This is a genomic window from Pseudomonas sp. GW821-FHT11G12, assembly GCF_058808055.1.
Genome location: NZ_JBXARH010000001.1, coordinates 420217 through 444163, shown reverse-complemented (window position 1 = coordinate 444163; position 23947 = coordinate 420217). Strand labels below are relative to the sequence as shown.

The following is a 23947-nucleotide window of genomic DNA, read 5'->3' as shown; positions in this document are numbered from 1 at the left end:
TCGAGCCATTCTGAAAACGCATGGATAAAATTCGTCACGTCCCGTCGCTGCAAGCCATGCAGGCACTGGTCGAAGTCGCCCGATGCGGCAGCTTCACTCAGGCAGCGCAGACGTTGTGCCTGACCCAAAGCGCCGTGAGCCGGCAGATCCAGCAACTGGAAAGTCACTTCAACGTGGCGCTGTTCGTGCGCACCAGCCGCAACCTGCACCTGACGCCGGAAGGCGAGCAGGTTTTGGCCAGCGCACGGAGCATCTTTGAGCAACTGAAAACCCTTGAAGAACGCCTTACGCCGCAGAAACGTCCGTTCCGCATTCGCATGCACGTGTCGCTGGCGGTGCGCTGGTTGCTGCCCAAACTCAGCGACTTTTATCTGCGCCATCCCGAGGTCTCGCTGGCCATCGAAACCGTCGCCACCGAAGTCGTCGAACCGACCGGCGACAGCGATGCCTACATCCTTTATTTGCCGACAGCATCAAGCGATCCGGATTGCCTGACGCTGTTTCAGGAAACGCTGGTGCCGGTGTGCGCCCCAAATCTGGCCGGAGCACCGCGCTCAGTGGACGCGTTGCTGCGCTTCCCGCTGCTGCATCGCTCGGTAGATCGCCAGGCATGGATCGAATGGCTGGCCGCGAACGACGGCAAACCGCTGGAGGATTACCGGCACATCCCGTTCAACCTCGATGAACTGGCACTGGATGCGGCGGCGCGGGGATTGGGTGTGGCGGTGACGGACATGACGCTGGCGGCAGAATCCATCGAGCGTGGTGTGCTGGTGGTGCCGTTCGGGGAACCACTGAAAACCGGGGGGATTTACTCGTTGTGCTTGCAGCCTTCAGCGGCTTCGCATCCGGCGTGTGGGGTGGTGATGGGGTGGTTTGCGGGGCAGGCTGAGCGCGAGGTTTGAACGCAGACATCACACGGGAGCTGTTTTACTCAGCTCCCGTGCAAGATTTTCATTGCTGGGCAAACGTCTGAAGATACGCCAACAGATTATCGATCTTCTCCTCATCACTCAGCCCCCAGAAGATCATCCGCGTCCCTGGCACCACACCCTTCGGGTCCTTCAGATACGCCGTCAGCGTTTCACGGTTCCAGGTCACGCCGGAGTTTTTCATCGCGTCCGAGTACACGTAGTTCGCCGACGTCCCGGCCGGGCGGCCGATGATGCCGTTGAGTTCCGGGCCGAATCCGGGGCGGGCGGATTCGCCGACCTGATGGCAGCCGCCGCACAGACGCGGAAAGATTTTGGCGCCGGCCTCGGCGTCGCCCGCCGCCAGGGCGGGCGTGCTGAGCAGGCCTGCGTTGAGGATCAGGGCGAAGGTCAGTAAGGCGCGGTTTTTCATTGCAGGTTCCGGACTGGCGTAAATCGGGCGGCGCAAGGGTAGCATTTTGTGGCGATCCGAAAGGCTTCGGCTAGCGGTAGGCGCCCACCACCTGCCGGACTTTTATCAGCGCCTGACGCAGTACATCCATGTCCACCGACCCCAGGGCAATCCGGATCGCGTGGGGGACGTGCGCCGAAACCACGAACGGTTCGGCGATCGATACCGCAATCTGCTGCTGCATCAACTCGACCACGACCTGATCGGCGCGCGCGTCCTCCGGCAATGGCAGCCAGAGGAAATACGAGGACGGATGGCCGATGTGTGCAATGTCTTTGAGTATCTCGCCCGCCAGCACCTGACGTGCCCGAGCGTCGTGACGTTTTTGCGCTTCGAGCACCGTGACGGTGCCGTCGTCGAGCCAACCGCAGGCAATGGCAGTCATGACGCCCGGAGTGTTCCAGGTGGTGGCGCGGATGATGCGCTCAAGGGCCGGGACGGTTTGCAGCGGCGCGGCGATGAAGCCGACGCGCAGGCCGGTGGCGATGTTTTTCGAGAGCCCCGAGACGTAAATCGTCCGCTCCGCTGCCAGATCGGCCAACGGTGGCGGCGGGTTATCGACCAGAAAGGCGTAGGCCGCGTCCTCGATGATCGTCAGATCATGCTGCCGGGCAATCGCCACCATCTGTTCGCGCTGATCAAGGGACATGACCCAGCCGAGCGGATTGTGCAGGGTCGGCATGCTGTACACGGCACGCACCGAGCGGCTGCGGCAGAGTCGCTCCAGCGCCGGCAAATCCGGCCCGTGATCGGTCACCGGAATCGCCACCACTTCCAGGTGCAACGCCTCGGCCAGGACCTTGAAGCCGGAATAGGTCAAGGCATCGGCGGCAATGACGTCACCGGGTTTGAACAACGCCATCAGCGCGACGGCCAGCCCCTGTTGCGCGCCGTTGACGATCAGCACTTGCCCGGCATCGACCTTCAGGCCACGGGTTTGCAAATGCCGGGCGACCGAGGCGCGCTCGTGCACTCGGCCGGCGTGGGGTTGATAGCGCAGCAGCGCTTCGAGGTCGCCGGACAGCGCCAGTTGCCGCAGCGCCGTTCGCAGTAACTCGGCCTGACCGGGCAACGACGGGTAGTTGAAATTGAGATCGACCATGCCGACCGCCACGTCTTTCTGATCGATGCTATGCCCCGGCGGCAGCGACGTCTCCCGCACAAACGTACCTCGCCCCGCTTCGCCGCTGACCAGGCCCATCGCCTCAAGCTCCGCGTACACCCGTGACGCCGTGACCAGCGCCAGCCCTTCGCTGGCGGCCAGTTGCCGGTGGGTCGGCAAACGCGTACCGGGTAGCAGGCGACCACTGCGGATATCGGCGGCATAGGTATCAACGAGGGTCTTGTAGCGAGAGCGCGGCATGTCGGGATGTATCCATGACAATTCTTTGATTGTGCTGATTCTCAGCCCTAGGATGAGCCACAAGCAACCCCACTCTTGAGCGTGACCCAACATGGAACGAACCACGAATCTGCCCGCACCGGCCCTGGAAAAAACCAGTGGCTGGATCAACGGTTTCATCGGCGTCGTGATTTTCAGCGGTTCACTGCCAGCCACGCGGCTGGCGGTGCTGGAATTCGACCCGGTGTTCCTCACCGTCATCCGCGCCACCATCGCCGGGGTGTTGGCGCTGTGCCTGTTATGGCTGTTTCGCGAACGACGACCGGCGCGGGATCAGTGGTTCTCGTTGTTGATTGTCGCGCTGGGCGTGGTCGTGGGTTTCCCGTTATTGACTGCCCTCGCGCTGCAATACGTGACGTCGGCGCATTCCATTGTGTTTGTAGGATTGCTGCCACTGGCGACAGCGATTTTCGGCGTGTTGCGCGGCGGTGAACGGCCGCGTCCGGTGTTCTGGATCTTTTCGGTGCTGGGCAGTTCGCTGGTGGTCGGTTTTGCTGTTTCACAAGGCCTGACCGCCTCGCCCACCGGCGATCTGTTGATGTTGGCGGCGATCCTCGCCTGCGGCCTCGGTTATGCCGAAGGCGCAAAACTCTCGCGTACCCTCGGCGGCTGGCAGGTGATCTGCTGGGCGCTGGTGTTGTCGTTGCCGGTGATGGCCGTGCTGAGCGTGTGGCTGGCGCCCGTCTCGTTCAGCGGCATCAGCGTGTCGGCGTGGGTGTGCCTGGCTTACGTTTCGCTGTTCAGCATGCTGATCGGTTTTGTGTTCTGGTATCGCGGCCTGGCTCAGGGCGGGATTGCGGCGGTCGGGCAGTTGCAGTTGTTGCAGCCGTTCTTCGGTCTGGCGCTGGCGGCGACGTTGCTGCATGAACAGGTCAGCGTCGGCATGCTGGTGGTCACGTTGGGCGTGATCCTGTGCGTCGCCGGGGCGAAGAAATTCGCCAAATGACCTTCAACTCACTCCCGCTTTCCACTCCCGTGGACTGAGCCCGGTCTTGCGCCGAAACGCCCGGGCCAGCGCCGAAGGACTTTCATAGCCGACTTCTTCGGCGATCAGGGCGATCGGTCGCCCTTCGCGCAGACGTTTCTGCGCGAGGCTGATTCGCCAGCTCACCAGATAATCCACCGGCGTCTGCCCCACCACTCGCCGGAAGTGCTCGGCAAAACCGGCACGGGACAAATGTGCGGTCGCTGCCAGTTCGGCAACACTCCAGGCCTTGGCCGGCTGGTCATGCATCAGGCTCAACGCACGGGAAATCTTCGGATCCGCCAGCCCCGCCATCATGCCCGGCTGCTGGTCGCGACTGCTGATGAGATGCCGCAGCAGCAGAATCACCAGCAACTCGAACAGCCGATCCATCACCGCTTCGCGCCCGCAGTGGCCGTCGAACGCTTCCTTGAACAGCCACTCCAGGGTGCTGGCCATTTCAGGAAGGTCGCCGAGTTTCAGCACCAGATAATCCGGTAATGCCGCCGCCAGCGCATTGCCCGCACCGCCATCAAACGTCAGCGAGGCGCACACCAGTTGCGTGTTCATGGCCTCGTCGGCGAATAGTCGGTGGGCAAACGGTCGGGGGAAGAAAATCAGGGTCGGTTCACTGAGCGTGAGTTCGGGGTCATTCCCCGGCTTGAGCAGCACCTGCCCGGCCTGCAACAGATGCACATGACCGCAGACCTGATCGCCACCGTAGGCACTGATGCCGCAGAAGGTGCCGCTGTGGAAGGTGCCGGCATTGACGCCGAAGTGGCTGAGCAACGTGGACAAGCGATCCATGGAAGAATCCCCGACGGAAGGTTTGGACGATCTGTCGCATATCCTCGACGATTTGCACCCAAAGCACCAGTTGCGCTCAATAACATGACCTCCATCCCCGGCGCACTTCGCACCGGACTTTCGGAGAATCACCATGAGCCGCATCGTTCCTGTCAGCCTCGAAACCGCCACCGACGCCACTCGCCCGACGCTTGAAGGCGTGCAGAAAAAAATCGGCTTCCTGCCCAACCTGTTCAAGACCTTGGCTGTTGCGCCCGCCGCACTGGATGCCTACGTGCAAATCTCCGCCACACTGGGCAAAACGTCCCTGAGCGCCAAGGAAAAAGAAGCGGTGTACCTCGCCACGTCGCAGGTCAACGGCTGCGATTATTGCCTGGCGGCGCACACCTTGTTTGCCAGCAAGGCCGGGCTGGCAGCGCAGGAGATTGTCGAGGCGCGTCACGGTCGGCTGAACGCCTTCGCCGCCCTCGCCCATCAACTGACGGAAACCCGTGGCCATCTGAGCGATGAACAGATCGCCGCCGCCCGCGCTGCCGGCATCGACGACAAGAAGATCATCGAAACGATCGCCATCGTCGCCGCGCAGACCCTGACCAACTACCTCAACAACGTGGCGCTGACCGACATCGATTTCCCGGCCATCGATGCCTGATCAGTGACCGGGGTCGATCTCAGTCGTGATCGACCCCGGCGCGTTTCAGCAGTTTCTTGCAGCGCTCGGACAGGTGAAACACCTGCAATTGCTTGCCGGCCTTGGCGTAACGTTCGCGCAGGGTTTTCAACGCAGCGATGGCCGAGTAGTCGACAAAGCTCAGGTGCCGGCAATCCAGCGTCACCCGCTGTGGGTCGCTGGCCGGGTCGAACTGATTGAGGAACGGCGTGGTCGAGGCAAAAAACAGCGTGCCGTGCAGGCGGTAGAGTTTGCTGCCGTCGGCTTCCAGGTGTTCATCGGCGTACAACTCGCGCGCTTGCTGCCAGGCAAAGTTCAGCGCCGCGATGATGATCCCGCACAGCACTGCCGTGGCCAGATCGGTGAACACCGTGATGGTGGTTACCGCGATGATCACCAGCACATCGTTGAGCGGCACTTTGTTCAGCACCCGCAACGAGGCCCAGGCAAACGTCTGCTGCGACACCACGAACATCACCCCCACCAGCGCCGCCAGCGGAATCCGCTCGATCAGCGGCGACAGAAACAGAATGAACAGCAGGATCAACACCCCCGCCACCACCCCGGACAACCGCCCGCGCCCGCCGGAACTGAGGTTGATCACGGTCTGGCCGATCATCGCGCAACCACCCATGCCGCCGAACGCACCGGACACCATATTCGCCGCGCCCAGCGCCACGCACTCGCGATCCGGGTAGCCACGGGTTTCGGTGATTTCATCGGTGAGGTTGAGGGTCAGCAGGGTTTCCAGCAGGCCGACCATAGCCATCAAAATCGCGTAGGGCGCGATGATGCGCAGGGTGTCCAGCGTCCACGGGATGTCCGGCAGCGCGAGCGTCGGCAGACCGCCGGCGATGTGCGCCATGTCGCCGAGGGTGCGGGTCGGCAGGCCAAGCAGATAGACCAGCGCCCCAACGCCGAGGATCGCCACCAATGCCGGCGGCACGGAGCGGGTCAGGCGCGGCAGGAGGTAGACGATGGTCATGGTCAGCAGCACCAGCCCGATCATCAGGTACAACGGCGTGCCGCTGAGCCATTGCTCACCGCTCTTGAAATGCTCCAGCTGTGCCAGCGCGATGATGATCGCCAGACCGTTGACGAACCCGAGCATCACCGGGTGCGGCACCATGCGCACCAGTTTGCCCAGGCGCAACAACCCGAACGCCATCATGATCAACCCGCCAAGCAACACCGTCGCCAGCAGATACTGCACGCCGTGCTGCACCACCAGCGCGACGATCACCACCGCCATCGAACCGGCCGCCCCGGACACCATGCCCGGCCGGCCGCCGAACAACGCGGTCAGCGTGCAAATGATGAAGGCGCCGTACAGGCCCATCAGCGGATTGAGGTGAGCCACCAGCGCAAACGCAATGCATTCGGGCAACAGGGCAAACGAGGTGGTGAGTCCGGCCAGGACATCGGCGCGCAGACGAATCGGTTTCATGGCTTACCTGACAAAGCGGCCGACACGGGCGGCCGCTGCATTCGCGGGAAAAAGAGGGTTGCGGATGTTACGCAAATGCCCGGGCACGGGCCAGTGATCGCTGACAGGGGCGGGTTGGCGCTCTATGCTTGCGGGTTTGGTTAATCTACGGGTTTGAACATGTCACCTTTATCCGCCCGCGAAGTCTGCCAGCGCTTGCGCGATGCGGCGCTGGAAGTTTGCCCGTTACGGCGTCTCGCGCAGGCAACCGGGCCAGGCCAGATGTCGGTCGATATCGACGGCTGGCACCTGTCGCTCGACTTTGACGGCCAACGCCTGCACCACTGCCTGCAATGCCGGTGTCCGGAAGACCGTGTGTGGACACTCGACACGACTCAACGTTTCGGCACCGATCCGGTCAGCCTGCTCAGCACCTGGGAACTGGCGCAGATCGAGCGATTGCTGGCTCAGGCCGGCTGAGCGGATCAGCCCTGCCGCAGGTCCAGAACATACGTGTAATACCCGGTATCACGCACCCAACCGAGGGACTCGTACAAGCCCTGGGCCGTGAAATTGTCGGTGGCGGTTTCCAGCACCAGCCCCTTGGCGCCGGTGTCCACGGCGAAGTCGCGTGCAGTGTTCATCAGCAATCGTCCGACGCCACGGCCTCGGGCGGCCGGCGTGGTGAACAGGTCGCTGAGCAGCCAGGTGCGGTGGGCGTCTATCGAAGAAAACGTCGGGTACAACTGGACGAATCCCAGCGCATTACCGCTTTCGTCCTCAACCAGAAAAATCGCCGATTCATTGCCGGCCATGCGCTCGGCGATGAAGGCCCGCGATTGCGCCAGGTTCGACGGCTGGCCATAGAAACCGCGATAACCGTCGAACAGTTCGGCTACCGCATCCAGATGTTCCACGTGGGCGCGCAGTGCCTGAAGGCTCATATCCCCTCCCCGATCGATTCAAATGGTTGCACCAGCATAGCGCTGTCCGTCGAGTTCGCTGGCCTAATCGCTATATAGTTTTGTATATTGCGAACCCGAAATGGCCAGACCTTCCATGCCGTCCATGAGCAGCATTCGCGAACGCAACCAGCAACAAATCCTCAAAGCCGCCAGCGAAGAGTTTGCCGCCAACGGCTTTGACGCGACCCAGACCCGCGACATCGCCGCCCGTGCCGGGGTGCCCAAGGCCAATCTGTATTACTACTTCCAGAGCAAGGAAAACCTCTACGGCAAAGTGCTGCTCGGCTTCGTCGAGCCGCTGCTGGAAGCCTCGGCGGTGCTGCGCGAAAGTGATGACCCGCTGATCGGCCTGCGCGCCTACGTCGCCGCGCGCATCCGCATTGCCCGCGAGCATCCGGCAATTGCCAAAGTGTTCAGTGGTGAACTGCTGCTGGGCGGTCGCCAGTTGCCTGACGAATGCCGCGACCTGCTGCACGCCGAAGCCAGGCGCAATGTCGAGTGCCTGCGCAGCTGGATCGAACGCGGCTTGCTGGCCCCGGTCGATCCCGAGCATTTGATGTTGTTCATCTGGTCGGCGACACGCACCTACACCAATATCGGCTGGCAGATGGGGCGCATCACCGGGCGGGAAGTGCCGCAGGATGAGGATTATGCGGTGGCGGCGGATACCATTACGCGGCTGGTGCTGGGCGGTGTGGTGTCCGAGCCGGTGAGTGATGTTCGCAGGTTGATGTTTGCGACTTGAAGAGTCAGGGCATGAAATCCAGCGGCAGCGTTCCTTCAGCCGACTTCTGCTTGTACCAGGCCTGCATGGCATCGGGTAAACGAGTCTTCCATTGCAGCACGTTGGTGTAGTAACGGACACGGGATTTTCCCTGTCCGTCGTAGGCCATCACCATTACCCACAACTGATTGTCTGGCGCACTCATGAACATCGCGGTATTGCCCAGACCACGCATCCACATCTCCACCATTTGACTGCCCGGCACATCGGCACTGGGGTCGCCAGTCATCATTGAGCCGGATATTTCCACCAGCAATTGATAGTCAGTCTTGAGCAATGTGCGCAACATTTCGTTTTCTTCAGTTGAACGGGCCAAACCGAGGCTGAGCAAATCGTAATCAAGCTTCAAGGGTTTGTCGGATGCCACATAACGGCCGGCGTAATAAACACCCATCCCACCGCCACAGTCGGCATCGGCACCGTCCTGCATCACGTGGAGTATTCCGTTGATTGCCGTAAAACTCAGCGAACATTGTTCTTCGTCGTAATCGGCCTGTTTCCCCTTCAACGAAGCAACGCCTTCCAGATTGCCGGAGTTACCGCCCTCCGCTGCCGAAACATCAAAATTTATATGCGTCGCGTCGCGCCGCTTGGTTTTTATTTCTGCGGCGGACGAAGGGCTTCCTGGGATGAGCTGCCAGGTAGAGTCCCAATTGAACGGCTTGGCGGCGTACTCAAGTTCGGCAATCCGCATCAGATATTCCCGACGCAGACAGGCCATCTGTTGGTCGCAGCCCTTGCGGTTCTTCAGCCACTGCCGCTGGTCAGCCTTGAGCACTTGCGGATCCGCAACCTGCGCCAGCGTTTTGTGCCAAAGCACCCCAAGCTTCTCATCAAGTCTCGACGTATACGGATCAGCGCAAATGGCTTTTTCAACCGGGTTGGAAGCGCCAGCGCAGTCAAAACTGGCAGCGTGAGTGTTGGCAGCAAAAACGAGAGACGTCAGCAGCAAGGCGTGACGGAGATTGAAAGCGAGCATCGACAGATTCCATTCCTGAGGCGGCGGCAGTATGCCGCGCCCGGGCTATCGATGCTCTGGATTTTTCACCGGTTGCAGGCAGACAACCGGGGGCTTCGGCAAAAGAGCATCAGAACGCGATGTCAGCCGCCGGCTTCACATCGATCCGTGACACGGAACCGGTCAGGTGCGCCCAGTCCTTGTTGTGCTCGGCGATGATGTCTTCGGCGCTCATGTTGCCGTTGTCGACGGTGGAATGCGCGTCGGCGGCCAACTCCACGTCGTAGCCCAGTTGATGGGCCTGGCGCACGGTGGCGTTGACGCAGTAATCGGTTTGCAGGCCGCAGATCACCAGGCGGTCGAAGTCTTCCCGGGGGATCAGTTTCTGCAGGTTGGTCTGGTAGAACGAGTCGTTGGCGGTCTTGTCGACGCGCAGATCGCCCGGCGCGGTTGCCAGGCCGTCAGCCAGTTGCCAGCCCTCGGTGCCGTGGACGAACGGACTGTCCTTTTCGTTATGCTGGATCAGTACGACTGTAACCCCAGCCTTGCGCGCGCGGGCACTGAGGCCGTTGATGGTGTCGATCACCCGTTTGATGTCGTGGCACTCGTATTCGCCTGTGCACAGGGCGCGCTGGACATCGATGATCAGCAATGCGGTGGTCATGGTGAGCCTTCCTTGATCGGTCCTTGAGACAGGGGCGGACGTGTGCCCGCCCCCTTTTTACCCTTCTCAGTAACCCAATGACAACCCGGTGTTGCGCCGTGGATCGTTGGCACCGTAGAAGCGGTTCTTGCCGACCGGTTTACCGCCCAGCGACGGCGCGCCGACCAGAATGGCAGCGATGTGGTTGGCGTCCTGCGGACCCGCGAACTTATGGCCCCAGCTCTCGAGAATCTTCTTCGTGTCGGGGCTGGCGGCGAAGTCTTCGAGGTTGGTTTGCTCCGGCATCCACTGCTGGTGGAAACGCGGCGCATCGACCGCTTCCTGCAGGCCCATGCCGTAGTCGATGACATTGAGCATGGTCAGCAAGGTTGCCGTGATGATGCGACTACCACCCGGCGTGCCCACCACCATCACCACCTTGCCGTCCTTGGTCACGATGGTCGGGCTCATCGACGACAGCGGCGCCTTGCCGGGCGCGATGGCGTTGGCTTCGCCCTGCACCAGGCCGTACATGTTCGGCACGCCGACTTTCGAGGTGAAGTCGTCCATTTCATCGTTGAGGATCACCCCGGTCTTGCTCGCCATCACGCCTGCGCCGAACCAGTCGTTGAGGGTGTAGGTGACAGACACCGCGTTGCCCCATTTGTCGACGATCGAGTAGTGCGTGGTGTTGCTGCCTTCGTGCGGCGCAACGCCGGGTTTGAGTTCCGCCGACACGCCGGCCTTCTGCGGCTGGATCGCGTTGCGCAGCTTGGTCGCGTAGTTCTTGTCCAGCAGGTGTTCGATCGGGTTCTTCACGAAATCCGGGTCGCCCAGATAGCTGTTGCGATCCACATACGCGTGGCGCATCGCCTCGATCTGGTAGTGCATGCCCTGGGCCGAATGGAAGCCCAGATCCTTCATCGGGTAGCCTTCGAGGATGTTCATGATCTGGCAGATCACCACCCCGCCGGAGCTTGGCGGTGGCGCCGACACGACGTGATAACCGCGATAGTCGCACTCCACCGGAGCCAGTTCGCGGGTCTTGTATTTGTCGAGGTCAGCCTGGGTGATGATGCCCTTGTTGGCCTGGCTGGACGTGACGATCGCGTCGGCGACCCAGCCTTTATAGAAACCGTCCGCACCTTTTTCGGAAATGGTACGCAGGGTTTTACCCAGATCCTTCTGCACCAGTTTCTGCCCGACCTGCATCGGCTCGCCGTTGCTCAGGAAGATCGCGCCGGAGTCTTTGATGTCCTTCTTGAACACGTCGGTGGCGTAATCCAGCAGATCGACGTCGCCCTGTTCCAGTTCGAAACCTTCTTCCGCCAGTTTGATCGCCGGGGCGATCATGTCCTTGCGCGGTTTGGTGCCGTACTTGCTCAGCGCCAGCTCCATGCCGGACACGGTGCCCGGAACGCCGACCGCGAGGTGGCCACGGGTACTCAGGTCCGGAATGACATTGCCGTCCTTGTCGAGGTACATGTTGGCCGTCGCGGCCAACGGGGCTTTTTCGCGGAAGTCGAGGAAGGTCTTGCGTCCGTCCGCCAGTTGAATGGTCATGAAACCACCACCACCGAGGTTGCCCGCCGCCGGGTAAACCACCGCCAGTGCGTAGCCTACGGCGACCGCCGCATCCACCGCATTGCCGCCACTTTTCAGTACATCGACACCCACATGGGTCGCCAGATGCTGGGCGGTGACCACCATACCGTTTTCGGCGGCAACCGGTGCCACGGAGGCGGCGTGAGCCATGAGGCAGCTGAGCGCCAATGAGGTCGCAATCAGCGATTTGGCAAAAGGTTCGTACTTCATGAGTCGGTCTCTTCTTTTTATAAGGTAGGAAAGCGCTTCAAGAGCATCAGCCAGTATGGTCGCGATTGCGGTTTGCGCCTCCCCGATCCGGCAGTATGCTGGGCGCTGTTGCCGAGCCGATCCGGAGTTTTCCCCATGGCCTACACGTTCATCACCCTGCCCTCGCCCGTGGGCGAGTTGAAGCTGGTCGCGAACGGTTCACGACTGGCCGCCATCCTCTGGGAAAACGACAAACCGAACCGGGTGCGCCTCGGGCCGATGAGCGAAGCCCCGGACAATCCGGTGTTGATGAAAACCGCGCAGCAACTGGAAGAATATTTTGCCGGGACGCGAAGTGCGTTCGATCTGGATCTGGATTTCGCCGGCACCGAGTTCCAGAAAAAGGTCTGGGCCGCATTGCTCACCATTCCGTTTGGCGAAACCCGCACCTACAGCCAGATTGCCCGGCAGATCGGTCACCCCAGCGCAGTGCGCGCCGTCGGCGCGGCGAACGGCAAAAACCCGATTTCGATCATCGCGCCCTGTCACCGGGTGATCGGCGCGTCGGGAAAACTGACCGGGTTTGCCGGAGGCCTTGAGGCCAAGGAGCGGTTGCTGACACTGGAAGGTGGCCAGTGGTCAGACATCGGCAAGACCGGCGATCTGTTTTAAGCGCCGAAGAAGTGATTCATCGCCGCATACTGCAACAGCATGATGGTCTTGGCATCGCAGATTTCGCCTCGTTGGAACGCTGCCAGTGCATCGTCGAAACGCCACTCCAGCACTTCAAGTTCTTCGGTTTCCTCTTCCAGGCCGCCGCCATCGCCGACCTTCGACTTCGCGTCATATTCGGCGACGAAGAAGTGCAGCTTCTCGGTCACTGAGCCCGGGCTCATGTATGCCTCGAACACCTTCTTCACGTCATGCACGCGGTAACCGGTTTCCTCCTCGGCCTCATCGCAAATGCGCTGCTCCGGTGCTGCGCCTTCCAGCAACCCGGCAGCGACCTCGATCAGCAAACCGTCGTGACCGTTGACGAACACCGGCAGACGGAACTGGCGAGTCAGTACCACTGTGCGTTTTTCGCGGTTGAACAACAGAATTGCCGCACCATTGCCACGGTCGTAGACCTCGCGGGTCTGGCGTTGCCATTCACCGTTGTTGCGCAGGTAGTCGAAAGTGATTTTCTTCAGCAGGTACCAGTCGTGGGACAACACCTGAGTGTCGACGATATTGATCCGCTCGGCGGTGTTGGGCATGACGCTTCATCCATTGTTGTCATCGGGAGGCCCCATGTTAGGCGAAAAAAAGCCCGGCAGCGCTACCGGGCTTTTTTATTCGATTACCGCTGGCGGGCCATGTCCGCAATCGCGACATCAGGCTCCGGCGAGGCCGCTCCTGCGCCGTTGATCAACGGCCCATAACGCCGACTGAACTCCCAGTTGTACGGCACGCGATCCTTGCTGGTGCCGTTGTCCCAGTTCACCGACCACGTCATCAGGCCCTTGATCGGGTGCCCTTTGACCGCCAGGCGTTTCATCGCATTGCCGACCACGTTCTTGTCGATCACGTAACCGGTGGCAGCGGCGTCGACGTTGGCTGGCAGGCCGATGACGAACTTGTCCGCAGGGATTTTGGTGAATCCGCGAGTGCCGGTCACCAGACTTTCGGTCAGGTAATAGAGGAAGTCCTCTTTCAGCGCATCGTTGTTCTGCGCGATCCACGCACCGTTGCCATTGTTGGCCTCCGGTACCCAGACACCGTCACCGCCCTGGTTGTAGAACTGCGGCGCGATGAAGTCGTAGTAGCCTTCCAGCGCCTGCAAGTAACCGACGTATTTGCCAGTGGTGGTCAGGTACGGAAACTCCGGGGCCATGCTGATGATGAAATGCTTGCCCTGGCCTGCGTAGTGATCCTTGACCAGTTTCAGGGCGGCCGGCAGGACGGTCTTGTTGGCAGCGAAATCAATCGCGCTCTGTTCAAGATCGATGTCCAGCCCGTCGAAGCCGTAGGTCTCCACCAGACGGATGATTTCGTTGGCCAGCGGTTGCTCCTGCCCGGCACGCAACTCGATGTGCGCATCGGCACCGCCGAGGGAAATCAGCACCGCCCGGCCCTGGCTGTTGAGTACGCCAACCTGGCGGCGGAACTCGGCATCGGAAACGTTGAACGGCTTGAAGGTCGGTATCCCGCTGCCCTTCATGAACGCCACCGCAACCACGTTGTAGTCCTTGGGCACGTTTTCCAGGGCGATGTTGGCAAACTGACCGCGCTGATAGCCATCGCTCGGGCCGGCCGGCCAGTTGTGCCAGAAGCCCATGAGGATTTTCTTGCCGGCGATGCTCGGCATCAGCGAAGCCGCGTCGCTCGCCTGGTTTTGCAATAAGGTGAAGTCGATATTTGACATGTTCTAATCCTTCAGAACGTGTAGGTGGGTGTTACGGACTTATTTGAAGTCCACATCGAAGGCCTGATAGAAGGCGTTGCCGGTGTTGGCGACGATCCACATCAGGACAACAACGTGATGACCTTGCTTGTTGGCCGGAAGTTTCACTGCGTGATTGACCTTGGCCTTCAGCTCCGCCGCATGACTGTAGTACGGCACTTGCGGATAGAAGTCCTCGGCGAACGGTTTTGCTTCCAGTTGTGCACGGGTGATGCGTTGTTTCGGGTCCCAGCCATCCTTGGTGATCAGCCAGCGGTAACCGCGAGTGGTGTGCGGCGCGGTGTATTCCCATTTGACTTCAAGGGTCTGGCCAGGGGTGACGTTGAGCAGCGGCCAGGTGAACGGACGACCGAGTTTCTTGCTCATTTCCTCGTCGGTGAAGTTCACGCAATCGCGGGCATCGTCCTTGCCACCGCTGAGAATGTGACCGTCGGCCGGAGGCACGACACTCGGGTTATCCGACTCGAAAGGCGCCGGGAACGGGCCGGCCACCAGTGCCGGGAAGTTCTTGCCACCTTCCATCTCGTTGACCTGCCAGCCACCGAGCAGTCCTTGTTCGATGGCCACCGCACCGCGGCTTGCAGGGGAAATGACGCGACCGTGTCGCAGTTGGGTTTGAGCTTGTGGTTGGTTCATGTTTTTCACTCCGTTGATTTAAGAACTCTCCTTTCCGAGGAGAGGCCTTCAAGCTAACGGAGGGGGATTTTTTGTCCATCGGCGGTTTTGTCGCAACCTGCGGCGGTGAAATGCGTAAAACACCGAAAATACTGGATATAAATACAGTACATTGCGACGACGCTCACCCAACGCATGGCAAAAAGCCTACACGGCGTCATTACAAAAACCTGCATTCACCGGCTCAGGGAAGCTGCGCCTTGAACTCCTTTTCATACTGCCCGGCGAGCTGTTCTTTCTGTTTGTCGTCGAGCAGCTTGCCAGCCATCTGGAAGAACTTCTGCTCCTCCTCCTTCAAGTGGTGATGGACCTTGTCCGAGAGTTTTTTCGCCGTGGCCAGCCAGGCCGGGCTGGACATTTCGGTCTCGTCGAGCTCCTCCATCATTTCGTCCATTTCATGGTGTTCGGCGATGGCGTGGCGACTGAGATCGACGCCGTTGTCGAACTCCATCAGCGGGATGTAGAAGTGGCGCTCTTCGGCCGTTTCGTGGGCCTGCAGTTCGGCTTTGAGTTGTTTGTAGGCTTCGACGCGTTCCGGGGTATCGCCGCTGGTCTTGATCAAGGTCTTGGCGTAGCTGCGCTGCCGGTCGTGGCTTTCGCGAAGGGCTTCGAAAATATTCATGGACTCTCCTCGATAAACGCATTCGGAATGAACGCCTTCAAGGGCTAGACCCCAACGCTGGAGCGACGGTTCCAACTGTTCGATGCCGGGATGGATCAATTGACCGAGGCGCGATAGGCTGCCGGTTCACTGCCATAAGGATGTTGCACATGAGTTTACGGATCGAGCTGTCGCAAGACTCTACAGAAGAAGAACGCCTGGCGATTCTGGCGCCGCTGCACGCCTACAACGTCGCTCAGGCCGGGATTGCCGTATCGGAGCCGCTCACGCTGCTGGTACGCGATGAACACGACACCATTCTGGGTGGACTCTATGGCCGGTTGGTCTGCCAGTGGCTGTTCGTCGATTTGCTGTCGGTGCCGGAGCAGGGTCGCCACCAGGGGATCGGGTCGAAACTGATGCGCATGGCCGAAGACCTGGCGCGTGAGAAGGGTTGCATCGGGGCCTGGCTCGACACCTTCGATTTTCAGGCGCCGGAATTCTACAAGAAGCTGGGATATCGCCAGTTTGGCGAGTTGTCGGATTACCCGCCGGGGCACAAACGCATGTTTTTCCAGAAGCGTCTGGACGTCTGAACCCCGCGGATCGCCAGGTGTTACAGACAGGTCGCCAACGCCGCCAGCCGGCGCTTGGCGACAAAGTCATCCTTCTGCGCGTAGTAGCTCAGCACCGTGCCGGACGCATTCGTGGTCACGTCGACAAACGACTCCGCCGAACGGGTGTAGACCGTCGAACCGCCCTTCTTGCCCGGTTGCAGATACGCCGCCGCATCGACGCCGAACACCGCTTCGTCCTGCCAGGCGAATTGCACGCACTGGGCCACGACTTTCTCGGGTTTGTCCGAGTTCAGGACCTTGTAAGGGGTTTGCGTGCGGGCGTCTTCCATCGCCGAACCCGCGCAACCGGCCAGCAGGGTTGCCGCCAGTGCCACCATCAGCATTCGCATTGCATTCGCTCATTCGGAAAAAAAACGGACTGTATCACCGCAACGCGCAAAATCGTTCTGCTTTACTGCATTTAGAGCGCGACACCCGCCGGCCGCTGCGGCACATTAAAGGTCATCAGCCCCACAAGGAAACCCCATGGCGCCTACCGACCAGCGACATGAACATGCCCTGAAACTGTTTCTCGATGCACACCCTGAAGTGCGCGAAGCCCTCGATCATCTCAACCCGTTGCTGGCCCAGGCCAAAGGCGAAACCCCGGCACAGTACCGCGAAGAACGCCTGCACGAAGCCTTCGAAGCCGAGGCCGAAAGCCAGGGCTTGTTTGCCTGGGAACTGACGCTGCAACTGACCGCTGCAACGCCCGAGGACTATCAGGCGCAACGCCTGGAAGTGCATCGGGAAGTGGCGGAGATGGCCGGGATGGACTGGTTGGAATATTGCGACCTTTATGGCATAGAACCCTGACCTCTACGAAAGGACATCCGCACCAATGCTGCCAACCCTCTCGACTCACCGCGCCAGCCCCGGCCACTTGCATATGCAGAAATGGCGCGGTCGCGTAGGGCTGGCCATGGTGGCCGCGCTCTCGGTCCTGGCGGGGATGACCGATGCCATCGGCTTCATGGCCAGTGGTGACTTCGTTTCATTCATGAGCGGGAACACCACACGGCTGGCGGTGGCGATCAGTGATGGCGATGTGAGTCTGACGCTGCGGCTGGTGATCCTGGTCGCGACGTTCATCCTCGGCAACGCCCTCGGCGTGGTGATCGGTCGCCTCGGCAGGCGCCGCGCACTGCCGTTGCTGCTGTGCATCGCGACGCTGCTCTGCGGGGCTGCTGCCTGGCCGTCCGATGTGCAACTGCCGGCATTGCTGGCGGCAATCACCGCCATGGGCATGCTCAATGCCGCGGTGGAAGAAGTGAACGGTCTGGCGGTCGGACTGACCTATGTCACCGGTGCACTCTCGCGGTTCGGTCGCGGTCTGGGGCGCTGGATAATGGGCGAGCGGCGCAATGGCTGGCGCGTGCAACTGGTGCCGTGGAGCGGCATGTTCATCGGCGCCATCCTCGGTGCCGTGCTGGAGCATCACCTGGGGCTCAAAGCGCTGTACGCCAGCGGTTTGCTGGCTGCGTTGATCGGCCTGGTCTCGCTGAAAATCCCCCGGCGCTGGCAGTTGGGGTACATGCCGCGCTAAAGACTGCGGCAACATCCACTTCGCCGCCCCGCCGAGAAAGCTTTATCATGGCCGCAGTTTTGCTGATCGAGTCCGTCATGAAGTTCGCCATTGCGTTGTTTTCCGCCGCCCATGCGCCCTCCTCGCGCCGCGCCCTGCTGTTCGCGCAGGCTGCGCTGGCCGGCGGGCATGAAATCGTCCGGCTGTTTTTCTATCAGGACGGTGTCTACAACGCGTCCGACGCCGTGGTCACGCCGCAGGACGAACTGGACCTGCCCAAACAGTGGCGAACGTTTATCACCGAACAAAACCTCGACGGTGTGGTGTGCATCGCCGCCGCTTTGCGCCGTGGCGTGTTGAATGCCGAGGAAGCCGGGCGTTATCAGCGTGATGCCGTGGCGGTCAGCGCACCGTGGGAATTGTCCGGCCTCGGCCAGTTGCATGACGCGGTTCAGGATGCCGACCGTCTGATCTGTTTCGGAGGCGCATGACATGGCCAAGTCCCTTCTGATTATCAGCCGTCAATCGCCGTGGTCCGGCCCCGGTGCCCGCGAAGCATTGGACATCGTGCTGGCCGGCGGCGCCTTCGATCTGCCGATCGGCCTGCTGTTTCTCGACGACGGTGTGTTGCAACTGGCCGCCGGGCAAAACGCCAAGGCCCTGCAACAGAAAGACCTGAGCGCCAACCTGCAAGCGTTGCCGATGTTCGGTGTGGAAGAGCTGTTCTACTGCGCCGACAGCGCCAGTGCTCGCGGCCTCGGCGATCGCTCGCTGGACGAGGCGTTGCCCTTGGCTGCCGAGCAAATCACCGCCCTCATTGACCGTTACGACCAGGTGATCACGCTCTGATGTCGACTTTGCATGTGTTGTCTCATTCCCCGTTCGGTGACGAACGCCTGACCAGTTGCCTGCGCCTGCTCGGTTCTGCCGACGCGCTGCTGCTATCTGGCGATGCTGCTTATGCGCTGCAACCCGGCACTGCGCCGTTCATTGCGCTGGAAACCCGTCGGGTGAAACTCTTCGTTCTGGCCGAAGACGCGCAAGCCCGCGCCGTGCAGGTTCCGGATTGGGCCGAAGCCATCGATTACCCGGCCTTCGTCGAACTGTCGATCCACCACGACAAGGTCAATTCCTGGCTATGAATGCGCTGACCGTCGGCGCCCGCGCCATTGAACTGGACAAGGACGGCTTCCTGGTCGACCTGAACGACTGGTCGGCCGAAGTCGCCAGCGCCCTCGCCGCTGCCGAAGACATCGAGCTGAGCGCCGAACACTGGGAAGTCCTCGAACTGTTGCGCAGTTTCTACGCCGAATTCCAGCTGTCCCCGGCCACCCGGCCGCTGATCAAATACACCGCGCTCAAGCTCGGCGCAGAGAAAGGCAACAGCCTGCACCTGAACCGACTGTTCAAAGGCACCCCTGCCAAACTCGCCGCGAAACTGGCGGGCCTGCCCAAACCGACGAATTGCCTATGACCGACTATCCAGCGCTGACCCTCGAAACGCCCGCCGAGCACCCGTTCGCCCAGTTCGTGCGCATCCTCGGCAAGGGCAAGCGTGGCGCTCGCGACCTGACCCGTGAGGAAGCCCGGGAGGCCATGGGCATGGTGCTCGACGAAGCCGTCGAAGAAACCCAGCTCGGTGCCTTCCTGATGTTGCTGCGGCACAAGGAAGAAAGCGCCGAGGAAATGGCCGGCTTCACCGAAGCCCTGCGCGAACGCTTGCAGGCGCCAGCACTGAAGGTCGATCTGGACTGGCCGACCTATGCCGGCAAGAAACGTCACCTGCCGTGGTATCTGCTGGCAGCCAAGTGCCTGGCACAGAACGGTTTGCGCATCTTCATGCACGGCGGTGGCGCGCACACCGCCGGGCGTTTGTACTCCGAACAACTGCTCGGTGAACTGAACATCCCGCTGTGCCGCAACTGGCAACAGGTCGGCGCGGCGCTGGACAACGGTGGCCTGGCGTTCATGCCACTGTTGGACTGGGCACCGCAGCTGCAGCGAATGATCGATCTGCGCAATACCCTCGGCCTGCGTTCGCCGATTCACTCGCTGGCGCGGATTCTCAATCCGCTGGGCGCGCGTTGCGGCTTGCAGAGTATTTTTCATCCCGGCTATCAAGCCGTGCATCGCGATGCCAGTGGTCTGCTCGGCGACACGGCAATCGTGATCAAGGGTGACGGCGGCGAAATCGAGATCAACCCGGATGCCGACAGCCACCTGTACGGCACCACCGGCGGCGAGAGCTGGGACGAGGAATGGCCGCAGTTGTCGGCGCAACGCCACGTCAAACCGGCGTCGCTGGATATCGAGCATCTGAAGGCCGTCTGGCGTGGCGATGTGGTCGACAGCTATCCGCAAATGGCCCTGATTTCGACCATGGCCCTGGCCCTGCGAGGCCTTGGCCAAAGTCGCGAACAAGCCTTCGAAACTGCCGAGCAATACTGGGCCGCACGGAACAAATCGATTTAACCGATCATTCACGCCCGATCTTTGCGCTTTTTGTTCGAACTCATCGGAATAGACTCGGCTCCAACGATTATTGGTTTGTGGAGTCTTGATCATGGGTTTACTCGTCGACGGCCGCTGGCAGGACAAGTGGTACGAAAGCAGCAAGGACGGCGCGTTCCAGCGCGAGCAGGCGCAGCGCCGCAATTGGGTCACTCGCAACGGCGCGCCGGGCCCGAGCGGTGAAGGCGGTTTTGCCGCCGAGGCCGGGCGTTATCACCTCTACGTCTCCCTCGCCTGCCCTTGGGCGCATCGCACGCTGATCCTGCGCAAGCTCAAGGGCCTGGAAAGTCTGATCGATGTTTCGGTCGTCAGTTGGCTGATGCTGGAAAACGGCTGGACCTTCGACCAGAACCTCGGCTCGACCGGCGACAAACTCGACCACTTCGACTTCATGCACCAGCGCTACACCGCTGACACCGCCGACTACACCGGCCGCGTCACCGTACCGGTGCTGTGGGACAAAAAGCTCAAGCGCATCGTCAGCAACGAATCAGCGGAGATCATCCGCATGTTCAACAGCGCCTTCGACGACTTGACCGGCAACGATCTGGACTTCTATCCGGCGCCGTTGCACGGTGAGATTGATGCATTGAACGAGCGGATCTATCCCGCCGTGAACAACGGCGTGTATCGCGCCGGGTTTGCTACTTCGCAGAACGCCTATGAAGAGGCTTTCGATGATGTTTTTGCCGAACTCGATCATCTGGAGCAGCTGCTGGGCGCCAACCGTTATCTGACGGGTGAATACCTGACCGAGGCGGACGTGCGGTTGTTCACCACGCTGATTCGTTTCGACGCGGTGTATCACGGGCACTTCAAATGCAATCTGCGGCGGATCAGCGATTATCCGAACCTGTCGAACTGGCTGCGTGAGATGTACCAGTGGCCGGGCGTTGCCGAGACCGTGGATTTCCAGCACATCAAGAACCACTACTACGGCAGCCACAAGACCATCAACCCGACCGGGGTGGTGCCGAAGGGGCCGGAGCAGGATTTCAATGTGACCCATGACCGGGACCGGTTGGGCGGGAAAGGGGTTTGGCGCAGAGGTTGAGAGCAGGATCGTTCCCACAGCGTGGGAGCGATCCCTTCAGAGTCGTCAGATTTGACCCTGAGCACCCTCGAACCACGCCAGTTTCTCGCGCAGTTGCACCACTTCGCCGACGATCACCAGCGTCGGCGCATGGACTTCATGCTCCGCCACCAGACGCGGCAGGTCGGCCAGCGTGCCGGTGAAGACCCGCTGATTGACCGTGGTGCCCTGCTGGATCAGCGCTGCCGGGGTATCAGCCGCACGACCATGCTTGATCAACTGCTCGCAGATGATCGGCAACCCCACCAGGCCCATGTAGAACACCAGCGTTTGCGCCGGCGCGACAAGGTCGGCCCACGGCAGATCGGTGGAACCGTCCTTCAAGTGCCCGGTGACGAAACGCACCGACTGCGCGTAATCACGATGGGTCAGCGGAATCCCGGCATACGCCGCGCAACCGCTGGCCGCGGTGATGCCCGGCACCACCTGAAACGGGATGCCATGGGCCGCCAGTTCCTCGATCTCCTCGCCGCCACGGCCGAAGATGAACGGATCCCCGCCCTTCAACCGCACCACGCGCTTGCCAGCCTTGGCCAGATCCACCAGTTGCTGGTTGATCTGATCCTGCGGCACGGCGTGATCGGCGCGACGCTTGCCGACGTAAACCCGCTCTGCATCGCGACGGCACAGCTCAAGAATCGCCGGAGCGACCAAACGGTCATACAGCACCACATCGGCTTGCTGCATCAGGCGCAAGGCGCGGAAGGTCAGCAGATCCGGATCACCCGGCCCCGCGCCCACCAGATACACCTCGCCAGTGGCCACGGCCGCTTCGCCATCGATTTTCGCCTGCAACAGACGTTCGGCTTCAGCGCCCTGCCCGGCCAGCTGCCGGTCGGCGATCGGCCCCTGGAACACGTCTTCCCAGAAGGCACGACGCTGCTGCACATCGGGAAACAGGTTTTTCACCTGATTGCGAAAACGTGCGGCCAAACCGGCCAGATGGCCGTAGGTCGAAGGAATCCAGGTTTCGATCTTGGCGCGGATCAGTCGAGCCAGCACCGGCGCATCGCCGCCGCTGGAGACCGCTATGATCAGCGGCGAACGGTCGACGATCGCCGGGAAGATCACGCTGCACAACGCCGGCGCATCCACCACATTGACCGGCACGCAGCGCCGATGAGCATCGGCGGAAACTTGCGCGTTCAAGGCTTCATCGTCGGTGGCGGCAATGATCAGCCCGCAACCGTCCAGATCCGCTTCTACGTAACCACGCAACCGGCATTCACCACCACTGGTGGCAACCAGTTCGCGCAGTTGCGCTTCGATTTCAGGTGCGACCACCCGCAGCAGCGCACCGGCATCGGCCAGCAGGCGGGATTTGCGCAAGGCAATTTCCCCCCCACCGACGACCAACACACGACTGCCGCGCAGGTTGTGAAACAGCGGCAGATATTTCATTTAGCCGATGACCTCAAGGCCACCCATGTACGGCTTCAGCACGTCCGGCACACGGATCGAACCGTCGGCCTGCTGGTAGTTTTCCAGCACGGCCACCAGGGTACGACCGACCGCCAGACCAGAACCGTTCAGGGTGTGTACCAGCTCAGGCTTGCCGGTTTCCGGGTTGCGGAAACGCGCCTGCATGCGGCGGGCCTGGAAGTCGCCGCAGTTGGAGCACGACGAGATTTCACGGTATTTGTCCTGGCTCGGGATCCACACTTCCAGGTCGTAAGTCTTGACCGCGCTGAAGCCCATGTCGCCGGTGCACAGCGCCAGGGTACGGTAAGGCAGACCCAGCAGTTGCAGGACTTTCTCGGCGTTGGCAGTCAGGCTTTCCAGCGCGTCCATCGACGTCGACGGCTCGACGATCTGCACCATCTCGACCTTGTCGAACTGGTGCTGGCGGATCATGCCGCGAGTGTCACGACCCGACGCACCGGCTTCGCTACGGAAGCACGGGGTGTGGGCGACGAACTTGATCGGCAGCTGTTTCGAATCGACGATTTCACCGGCGACGATGTTGGTCAGCGACACTTCGGCGGTCGGGATCAGGTACAGATCGGCTTCGCCTTCGCGAGCGATCTTGAACAGGTCTTCTTCGAATTTCGGCAGTTGACCGGTGCCTTGCAGCGCCGGGGCCTGAACCAGATAAGGCGTATAGGCCTCTTCGTAGCCGTGCTCGGTGACGTGCAGGTTGATCATGAACTGCGCCAGTGCGCGGTGCAGACGGGCAATCGGGCCACGCAGCAGCGCGAAACGCGCACCGGACAGCTTGGCGGCGGTTTCGAAGTCGAGCCAGCCGAACTTCTCGCCCAGGGCCACGTGATCCTGAACCGGGAAATCGAAGGCCGTCGGAGTGCCCCAGCGGCGGACTTCGACGTTGCCGTCTTCGTCTTCGCCAACCGGTACCGATTCGTGCGGCAGGTTCGGAATGCCCAGCAGGATCGAATCCAGTTCGGTCTGGATCGCGTCCAGCTCGACTTTACCGGCGCTCAGTTCGCCCGCCATGCGCTCGACGTCCGCCATCAACGGCGCGATGTCTTCACCGCGCTGCTTGGCCTGACCGATGGATTTGGAACGCGCATTACGCTCAGCCTGCAGTGCTTCGGTGCGGGTCTGGACGGTCTTGCGCTGTTCTTCCAGCGCTTCGATGCGCGCGACATCCAGGGCAAAGCCACGGGAAGCCAGGCGGTCCGCTACGTCCTGGAGGTTGCTACGTAACAGTTTGGAATCGAGCATG

General features: G+C 61.2%; 29 protein-coding genes and 1 pseudogene. 15 read left to right on the top strand and 15 right to left on the bottom strand.

Annotation, left to right across the window (positions count from 1 at the left end; all coding sequences use genetic code 11):
* Positions 1-20: 20 nt before the first annotated feature.
* Positions 21-905 (top strand): LysR substrate-binding domain-containing protein, encoded by an 885-nt coding sequence (locus tag AC1RR7_RS01970; protein WP_273535918.1) that lies wholly within the window; start codon positions 21-23, stop codon positions 903-905.
* Positions 906-954: 49 nt separating this feature from the next.
* Here AC1RR7_RS01970 and AC1RR7_RS01965 read toward each other — a convergent pair whose 3' ends face one another.
* Both AC1RR7_RS01965 and AC1RR7_RS01960 read right to left on the bottom strand, forming a co-directional pair.
* Positions 955-1344: a c-type cytochrome gene (locus AC1RR7_RS01965; RefSeq protein ID WP_493155883.1), complete on the bottom strand. Its 390-nt coding sequence runs from the start codon at positions 1342-1344 to the stop codon at positions 955-957.
* 70 nt (positions 1345-1414) lie between these two features.
* Positions 1415-2746, bottom strand: a complete 1332-nt coding sequence (locus AC1RR7_RS01960; RefSeq protein WP_493155881.1) for an aminotransferase-like domain-containing protein — start codon at positions 2744-2746, stop codon at positions 1415-1417.
* A gap of 91 nt (positions 2747-2837) precedes the next feature.
* Between AC1RR7_RS01960 and AC1RR7_RS01955 the strand changes: the two genes are divergently transcribed.
* On the top strand, positions 2838-3731 hold the full coding sequence (locus AC1RR7_RS01955; RefSeq protein ID WP_273535927.1) for a DMT family transporter: 894 nt from the start codon (positions 2838-2840) through the stop codon (positions 3729-3731).
* A 3-nt stretch (positions 3732-3734) separates the two neighbouring features.
* On the opposite strand, the gene AC1RR7_RS01950 is transcribed toward AC1RR7_RS01955, so the two are convergent.
* Positions 3735-4556 carry a cupin domain-containing protein gene (locus AC1RR7_RS01950; RefSeq protein WP_102622040.1) on the bottom strand — a complete coding sequence of 274 codons (822 nt, stop codon included), beginning with the start codon at positions 4554-4556 and terminating at the stop codon, positions 3735-3737.
* Between the two features lie 133 nt (positions 4557-4689).
* On the opposite strand from AC1RR7_RS01950, the gene AC1RR7_RS01945 reads away from it, so the two are divergent.
* Positions 4690-5208 (top strand): carboxymuconolactone decarboxylase family protein, encoded by a 519-nt coding sequence (locus AC1RR7_RS01945; RefSeq protein ID WP_493072133.1) that lies wholly within the window; start codon positions 4690-4692, stop codon positions 5206-5208.
* A gap of 19 nt (positions 5209-5227) precedes the next feature.
* On the opposite strand, the gene AC1RR7_RS01940 is transcribed toward AC1RR7_RS01945, so the two are convergent.
* Positions 5228-6673 (bottom strand): SulP family inorganic anion transporter, encoded by a 1446-nt coding sequence (locus tag AC1RR7_RS01940; RefSeq protein WP_493155879.1) that lies wholly within the window; start codon positions 6671-6673, stop codon positions 5228-5230.
* A gap of 159 nt (positions 6674-6832) precedes the next feature.
* On the opposite strand from AC1RR7_RS01940, the gene AC1RR7_RS01935 reads away from it, so the two are divergent.
* Positions 6833-7132 carry a DUF7693 family protein gene (locus AC1RR7_RS01935; protein WP_493155877.1) on the top strand — a complete coding sequence of 100 codons (300 nt, stop codon included), beginning with the start codon at positions 6833-6835 and terminating at the stop codon, positions 7130-7132.
* A 5-nt stretch (positions 7133-7137) separates the two neighbouring features.
* Here the strand turns inward: AC1RR7_RS01935 and AC1RR7_RS01930 are convergent, their stop codons facing one another.
* Positions 7138-7596: a GNAT family N-acetyltransferase gene (locus AC1RR7_RS01930; protein WP_493155875.1), complete on the bottom strand. Its 459-nt coding sequence runs from the start codon at positions 7594-7596 to the stop codon at positions 7138-7140.
* Positions 7597-7720: 124 nt separating this feature from the next.
* On the opposite strand from AC1RR7_RS01930, the gene AC1RR7_RS01925 reads away from it, so the two are divergent.
* Positions 7721-8362, top strand: a complete 642-nt coding sequence (locus AC1RR7_RS01925; protein WP_192560978.1) for a TetR/AcrR family transcriptional regulator — start codon at positions 7721-7723, stop codon at positions 8360-8362.
* Between the two features lie 4 nt (positions 8363-8366).
* Here the strand turns inward: AC1RR7_RS01925 and AC1RR7_RS01920 are convergent, their stop codons facing one another.
* The 3 genes from AC1RR7_RS01920 to ggt all read right to left on the bottom strand — a co-directional run bounded on the left by AC1RR7_RS01920 (position 8367) and on the right by ggt (position 11817).
* Positions 8367-9380: a lysozyme inhibitor LprI family protein gene (locus AC1RR7_RS01920; protein ID WP_493155873.1), complete on the bottom strand. Its 1014-nt coding sequence runs from the start codon at positions 9378-9380 to the stop codon at positions 8367-8369.
* Positions 9381-9489: 109 nt separating this feature from the next.
* Positions 9490-10023: a cysteine hydrolase family protein gene (locus AC1RR7_RS01915; RefSeq protein ID WP_493155871.1), complete on the bottom strand. Its 534-nt coding sequence runs from the start codon at positions 10021-10023 to the stop codon at positions 9490-9492.
* A 66-nt stretch (positions 10024-10089) separates the two neighbouring features.
* Positions 10090-11817, bottom strand: coding sequence for a gamma-glutamyltransferase (ggt, locus tag AC1RR7_RS01910; RefSeq protein WP_493155869.1), 1728 nt, complete (start codon positions 11815-11817; stop codon positions 10090-10092).
* A gap of 135 nt (positions 11818-11952) precedes the next feature.
* On the opposite strand from ggt, the gene AC1RR7_RS01905 reads away from it, so the two are divergent.
* A complete protein-coding gene (locus AC1RR7_RS01905; protein ID WP_493155867.1) occupies positions 11953-12468 on the top strand; it encodes a methylated-DNA--[protein]-cysteine S-methyltransferase in 516 nt (171 codons plus the stop codon).
* Here the strand turns inward: AC1RR7_RS01905 and AC1RR7_RS01900 are convergent.
* From AC1RR7_RS01900 to AC1RR7_RS01885, 4 genes and pseudogenes are all read right to left on the bottom strand, one after another.
* Positions 12465-13055, bottom strand: coding sequence for an NUDIX domain-containing protein (locus tag AC1RR7_RS01900; RefSeq protein WP_493155866.1), 591 nt, complete (start codon positions 13053-13055; stop codon positions 12465-12467). The genes AC1RR7_RS01905 and AC1RR7_RS01900 overlap by 4 nt on opposite strands.
* 119 nt (positions 13056-13174) lie before the next feature.
* A pseudogene (locus tag AC1RR7_RS01895) lies at positions 13175-14203 on the bottom strand (chitinase); the annotation flags it as partial.
* Positions 14204-14242: 39 nt separating this feature from the next.
* Positions 14243-14878, bottom strand: coding sequence for a lytic polysaccharide monooxygenase auxiliary activity family 9 protein (locus AC1RR7_RS01890; RefSeq protein WP_192558391.1), 636 nt, complete (start codon positions 14876-14878; stop codon positions 14243-14245).
* Between the two features lie 223 nt (positions 14879-15101).
* Positions 15102-15539, bottom strand: coding sequence for a hemerythrin domain-containing protein (locus AC1RR7_RS01885; protein ID WP_273535945.1), 438 nt, complete (start codon positions 15537-15539; stop codon positions 15102-15104).
* 149 nt (positions 15540-15688) lie between these two features.
* Here AC1RR7_RS01885 and AC1RR7_RS01880 point away from each other — a divergent pair, with 149 nt between their 5' ends.
* Positions 15689-16114, top strand: coding sequence for a GNAT family N-acetyltransferase (locus AC1RR7_RS01880; RefSeq protein WP_493065123.1), 426 nt, complete (start codon positions 15689-15691; stop codon positions 16112-16114).
* 20 nt (positions 16115-16134) lie between these two features.
* Here the strand turns inward: AC1RR7_RS01880 and AC1RR7_RS01875 are convergent, their stop codons facing one another.
* Positions 16135-16485 carry a hypothetical protein gene (locus AC1RR7_RS01875; RefSeq protein ID WP_096822637.1) on the bottom strand — a complete coding sequence of 117 codons (351 nt, stop codon included), beginning with the start codon at positions 16483-16485 and terminating at the stop codon, positions 16135-16137.
* Positions 16486-16621: 136 nt separating this feature from the next.
* Between AC1RR7_RS01875 and AC1RR7_RS01870 the strand changes: the two genes are divergently transcribed.
* The 8 genes from AC1RR7_RS01870 (at position 16622) to AC1RR7_RS01835 (ending at position 21225) form a co-directional block, all read left to right on the top strand.
* On the top strand, positions 16622-16951 hold the full coding sequence (locus AC1RR7_RS01870) for a DUF6388 family protein (RefSeq protein ID WP_096822638.1): 330 nt from the start codon (positions 16622-16624) through the stop codon (positions 16949-16951).
* Between the two features lie 25 nt (positions 16952-16976).
* Positions 16977-17681: a YoaK family protein gene (locus AC1RR7_RS01865; protein WP_102622706.1), complete on the top strand. Its 705-nt coding sequence runs from the start codon at positions 16977-16979 to the stop codon at positions 17679-17681.
* Positions 17682-17758: 77 nt separating this feature from the next.
* The gene (gene tusD, locus AC1RR7_RS01860) at positions 17759-18151 is read left to right on the top strand and encodes a sulfurtransferase complex subunit TusD (protein ID WP_102622718.1); all 393 of its coding nucleotides are present in this window, start codon (positions 17759-17761) and stop codon (positions 18149-18151) included.
* 1 nt (position 18152) lies between these two features.
* Positions 18153-18509: a sulfurtransferase complex subunit TusC gene (gene tusC / locus AC1RR7_RS01855; RefSeq protein ID WP_197867482.1), complete on the top strand. Its 357-nt coding sequence runs from the start codon at positions 18153-18155 to the stop codon at positions 18507-18509.
* Complete coding sequence (tusB, locus tag AC1RR7_RS01850) at positions 18509-18802, top strand: sulfurtransferase complex subunit TusB (RefSeq protein WP_102622708.1); 294 nt, start codon at positions 18509-18511, stop codon at positions 18800-18802. Before tusC ends, tusB begins: the two co-directional genes overlap by 1 nt.
* Positions 18799-19134 (top strand): TusE/DsrC/DsvC family sulfur relay protein, encoded by a 336-nt coding sequence (locus AC1RR7_RS01845; RefSeq protein ID WP_085732133.1) that lies wholly within the window; start codon positions 18799-18801, stop codon positions 19132-19134. The genes tusB and AC1RR7_RS01845 overlap by 4 nt, the downstream gene beginning before the upstream one ends.
* Entirely contained in the window at positions 19131-20132 is a 1002-nt protein-coding gene (locus AC1RR7_RS01840; RefSeq protein WP_102622709.1) for a glycosyl transferase family protein, read from the top strand. The genes AC1RR7_RS01845 and AC1RR7_RS01840 overlap by 4 nt, the downstream gene beginning before the upstream one ends.
* Before the next feature lie 91 nt (positions 20133-20223).
* Complete coding sequence (locus AC1RR7_RS01835; RefSeq protein WP_493155863.1) at positions 20224-21225, top strand: glutathione S-transferase family protein; 1002 nt, start codon at positions 20224-20226, stop codon at positions 21223-21225.
* A gap of 45 nt (positions 21226-21270) precedes the next feature.
* Here the strand turns inward: AC1RR7_RS01835 and cysG are convergent, their stop codons facing one another.
* Together cysG and serS are read right to left on the bottom strand one after the other, a co-directional pair.
* A complete protein-coding gene (cysG, locus tag AC1RR7_RS01830; RefSeq protein WP_493155861.1) occupies positions 21271-22665 on the bottom strand; it encodes a siroheme synthase CysG in 1395 nt (464 codons plus the stop codon).
* Positions 22666-23946, bottom strand: coding sequence for a serine--tRNA ligase (gene serS / locus AC1RR7_RS01825; RefSeq protein WP_192558399.1), 1281 nt, complete (start codon positions 23944-23946; stop codon positions 22666-22668). It abuts the gene before it with no gap.
* Position 23947 lies beyond the last annotated feature (1 nt).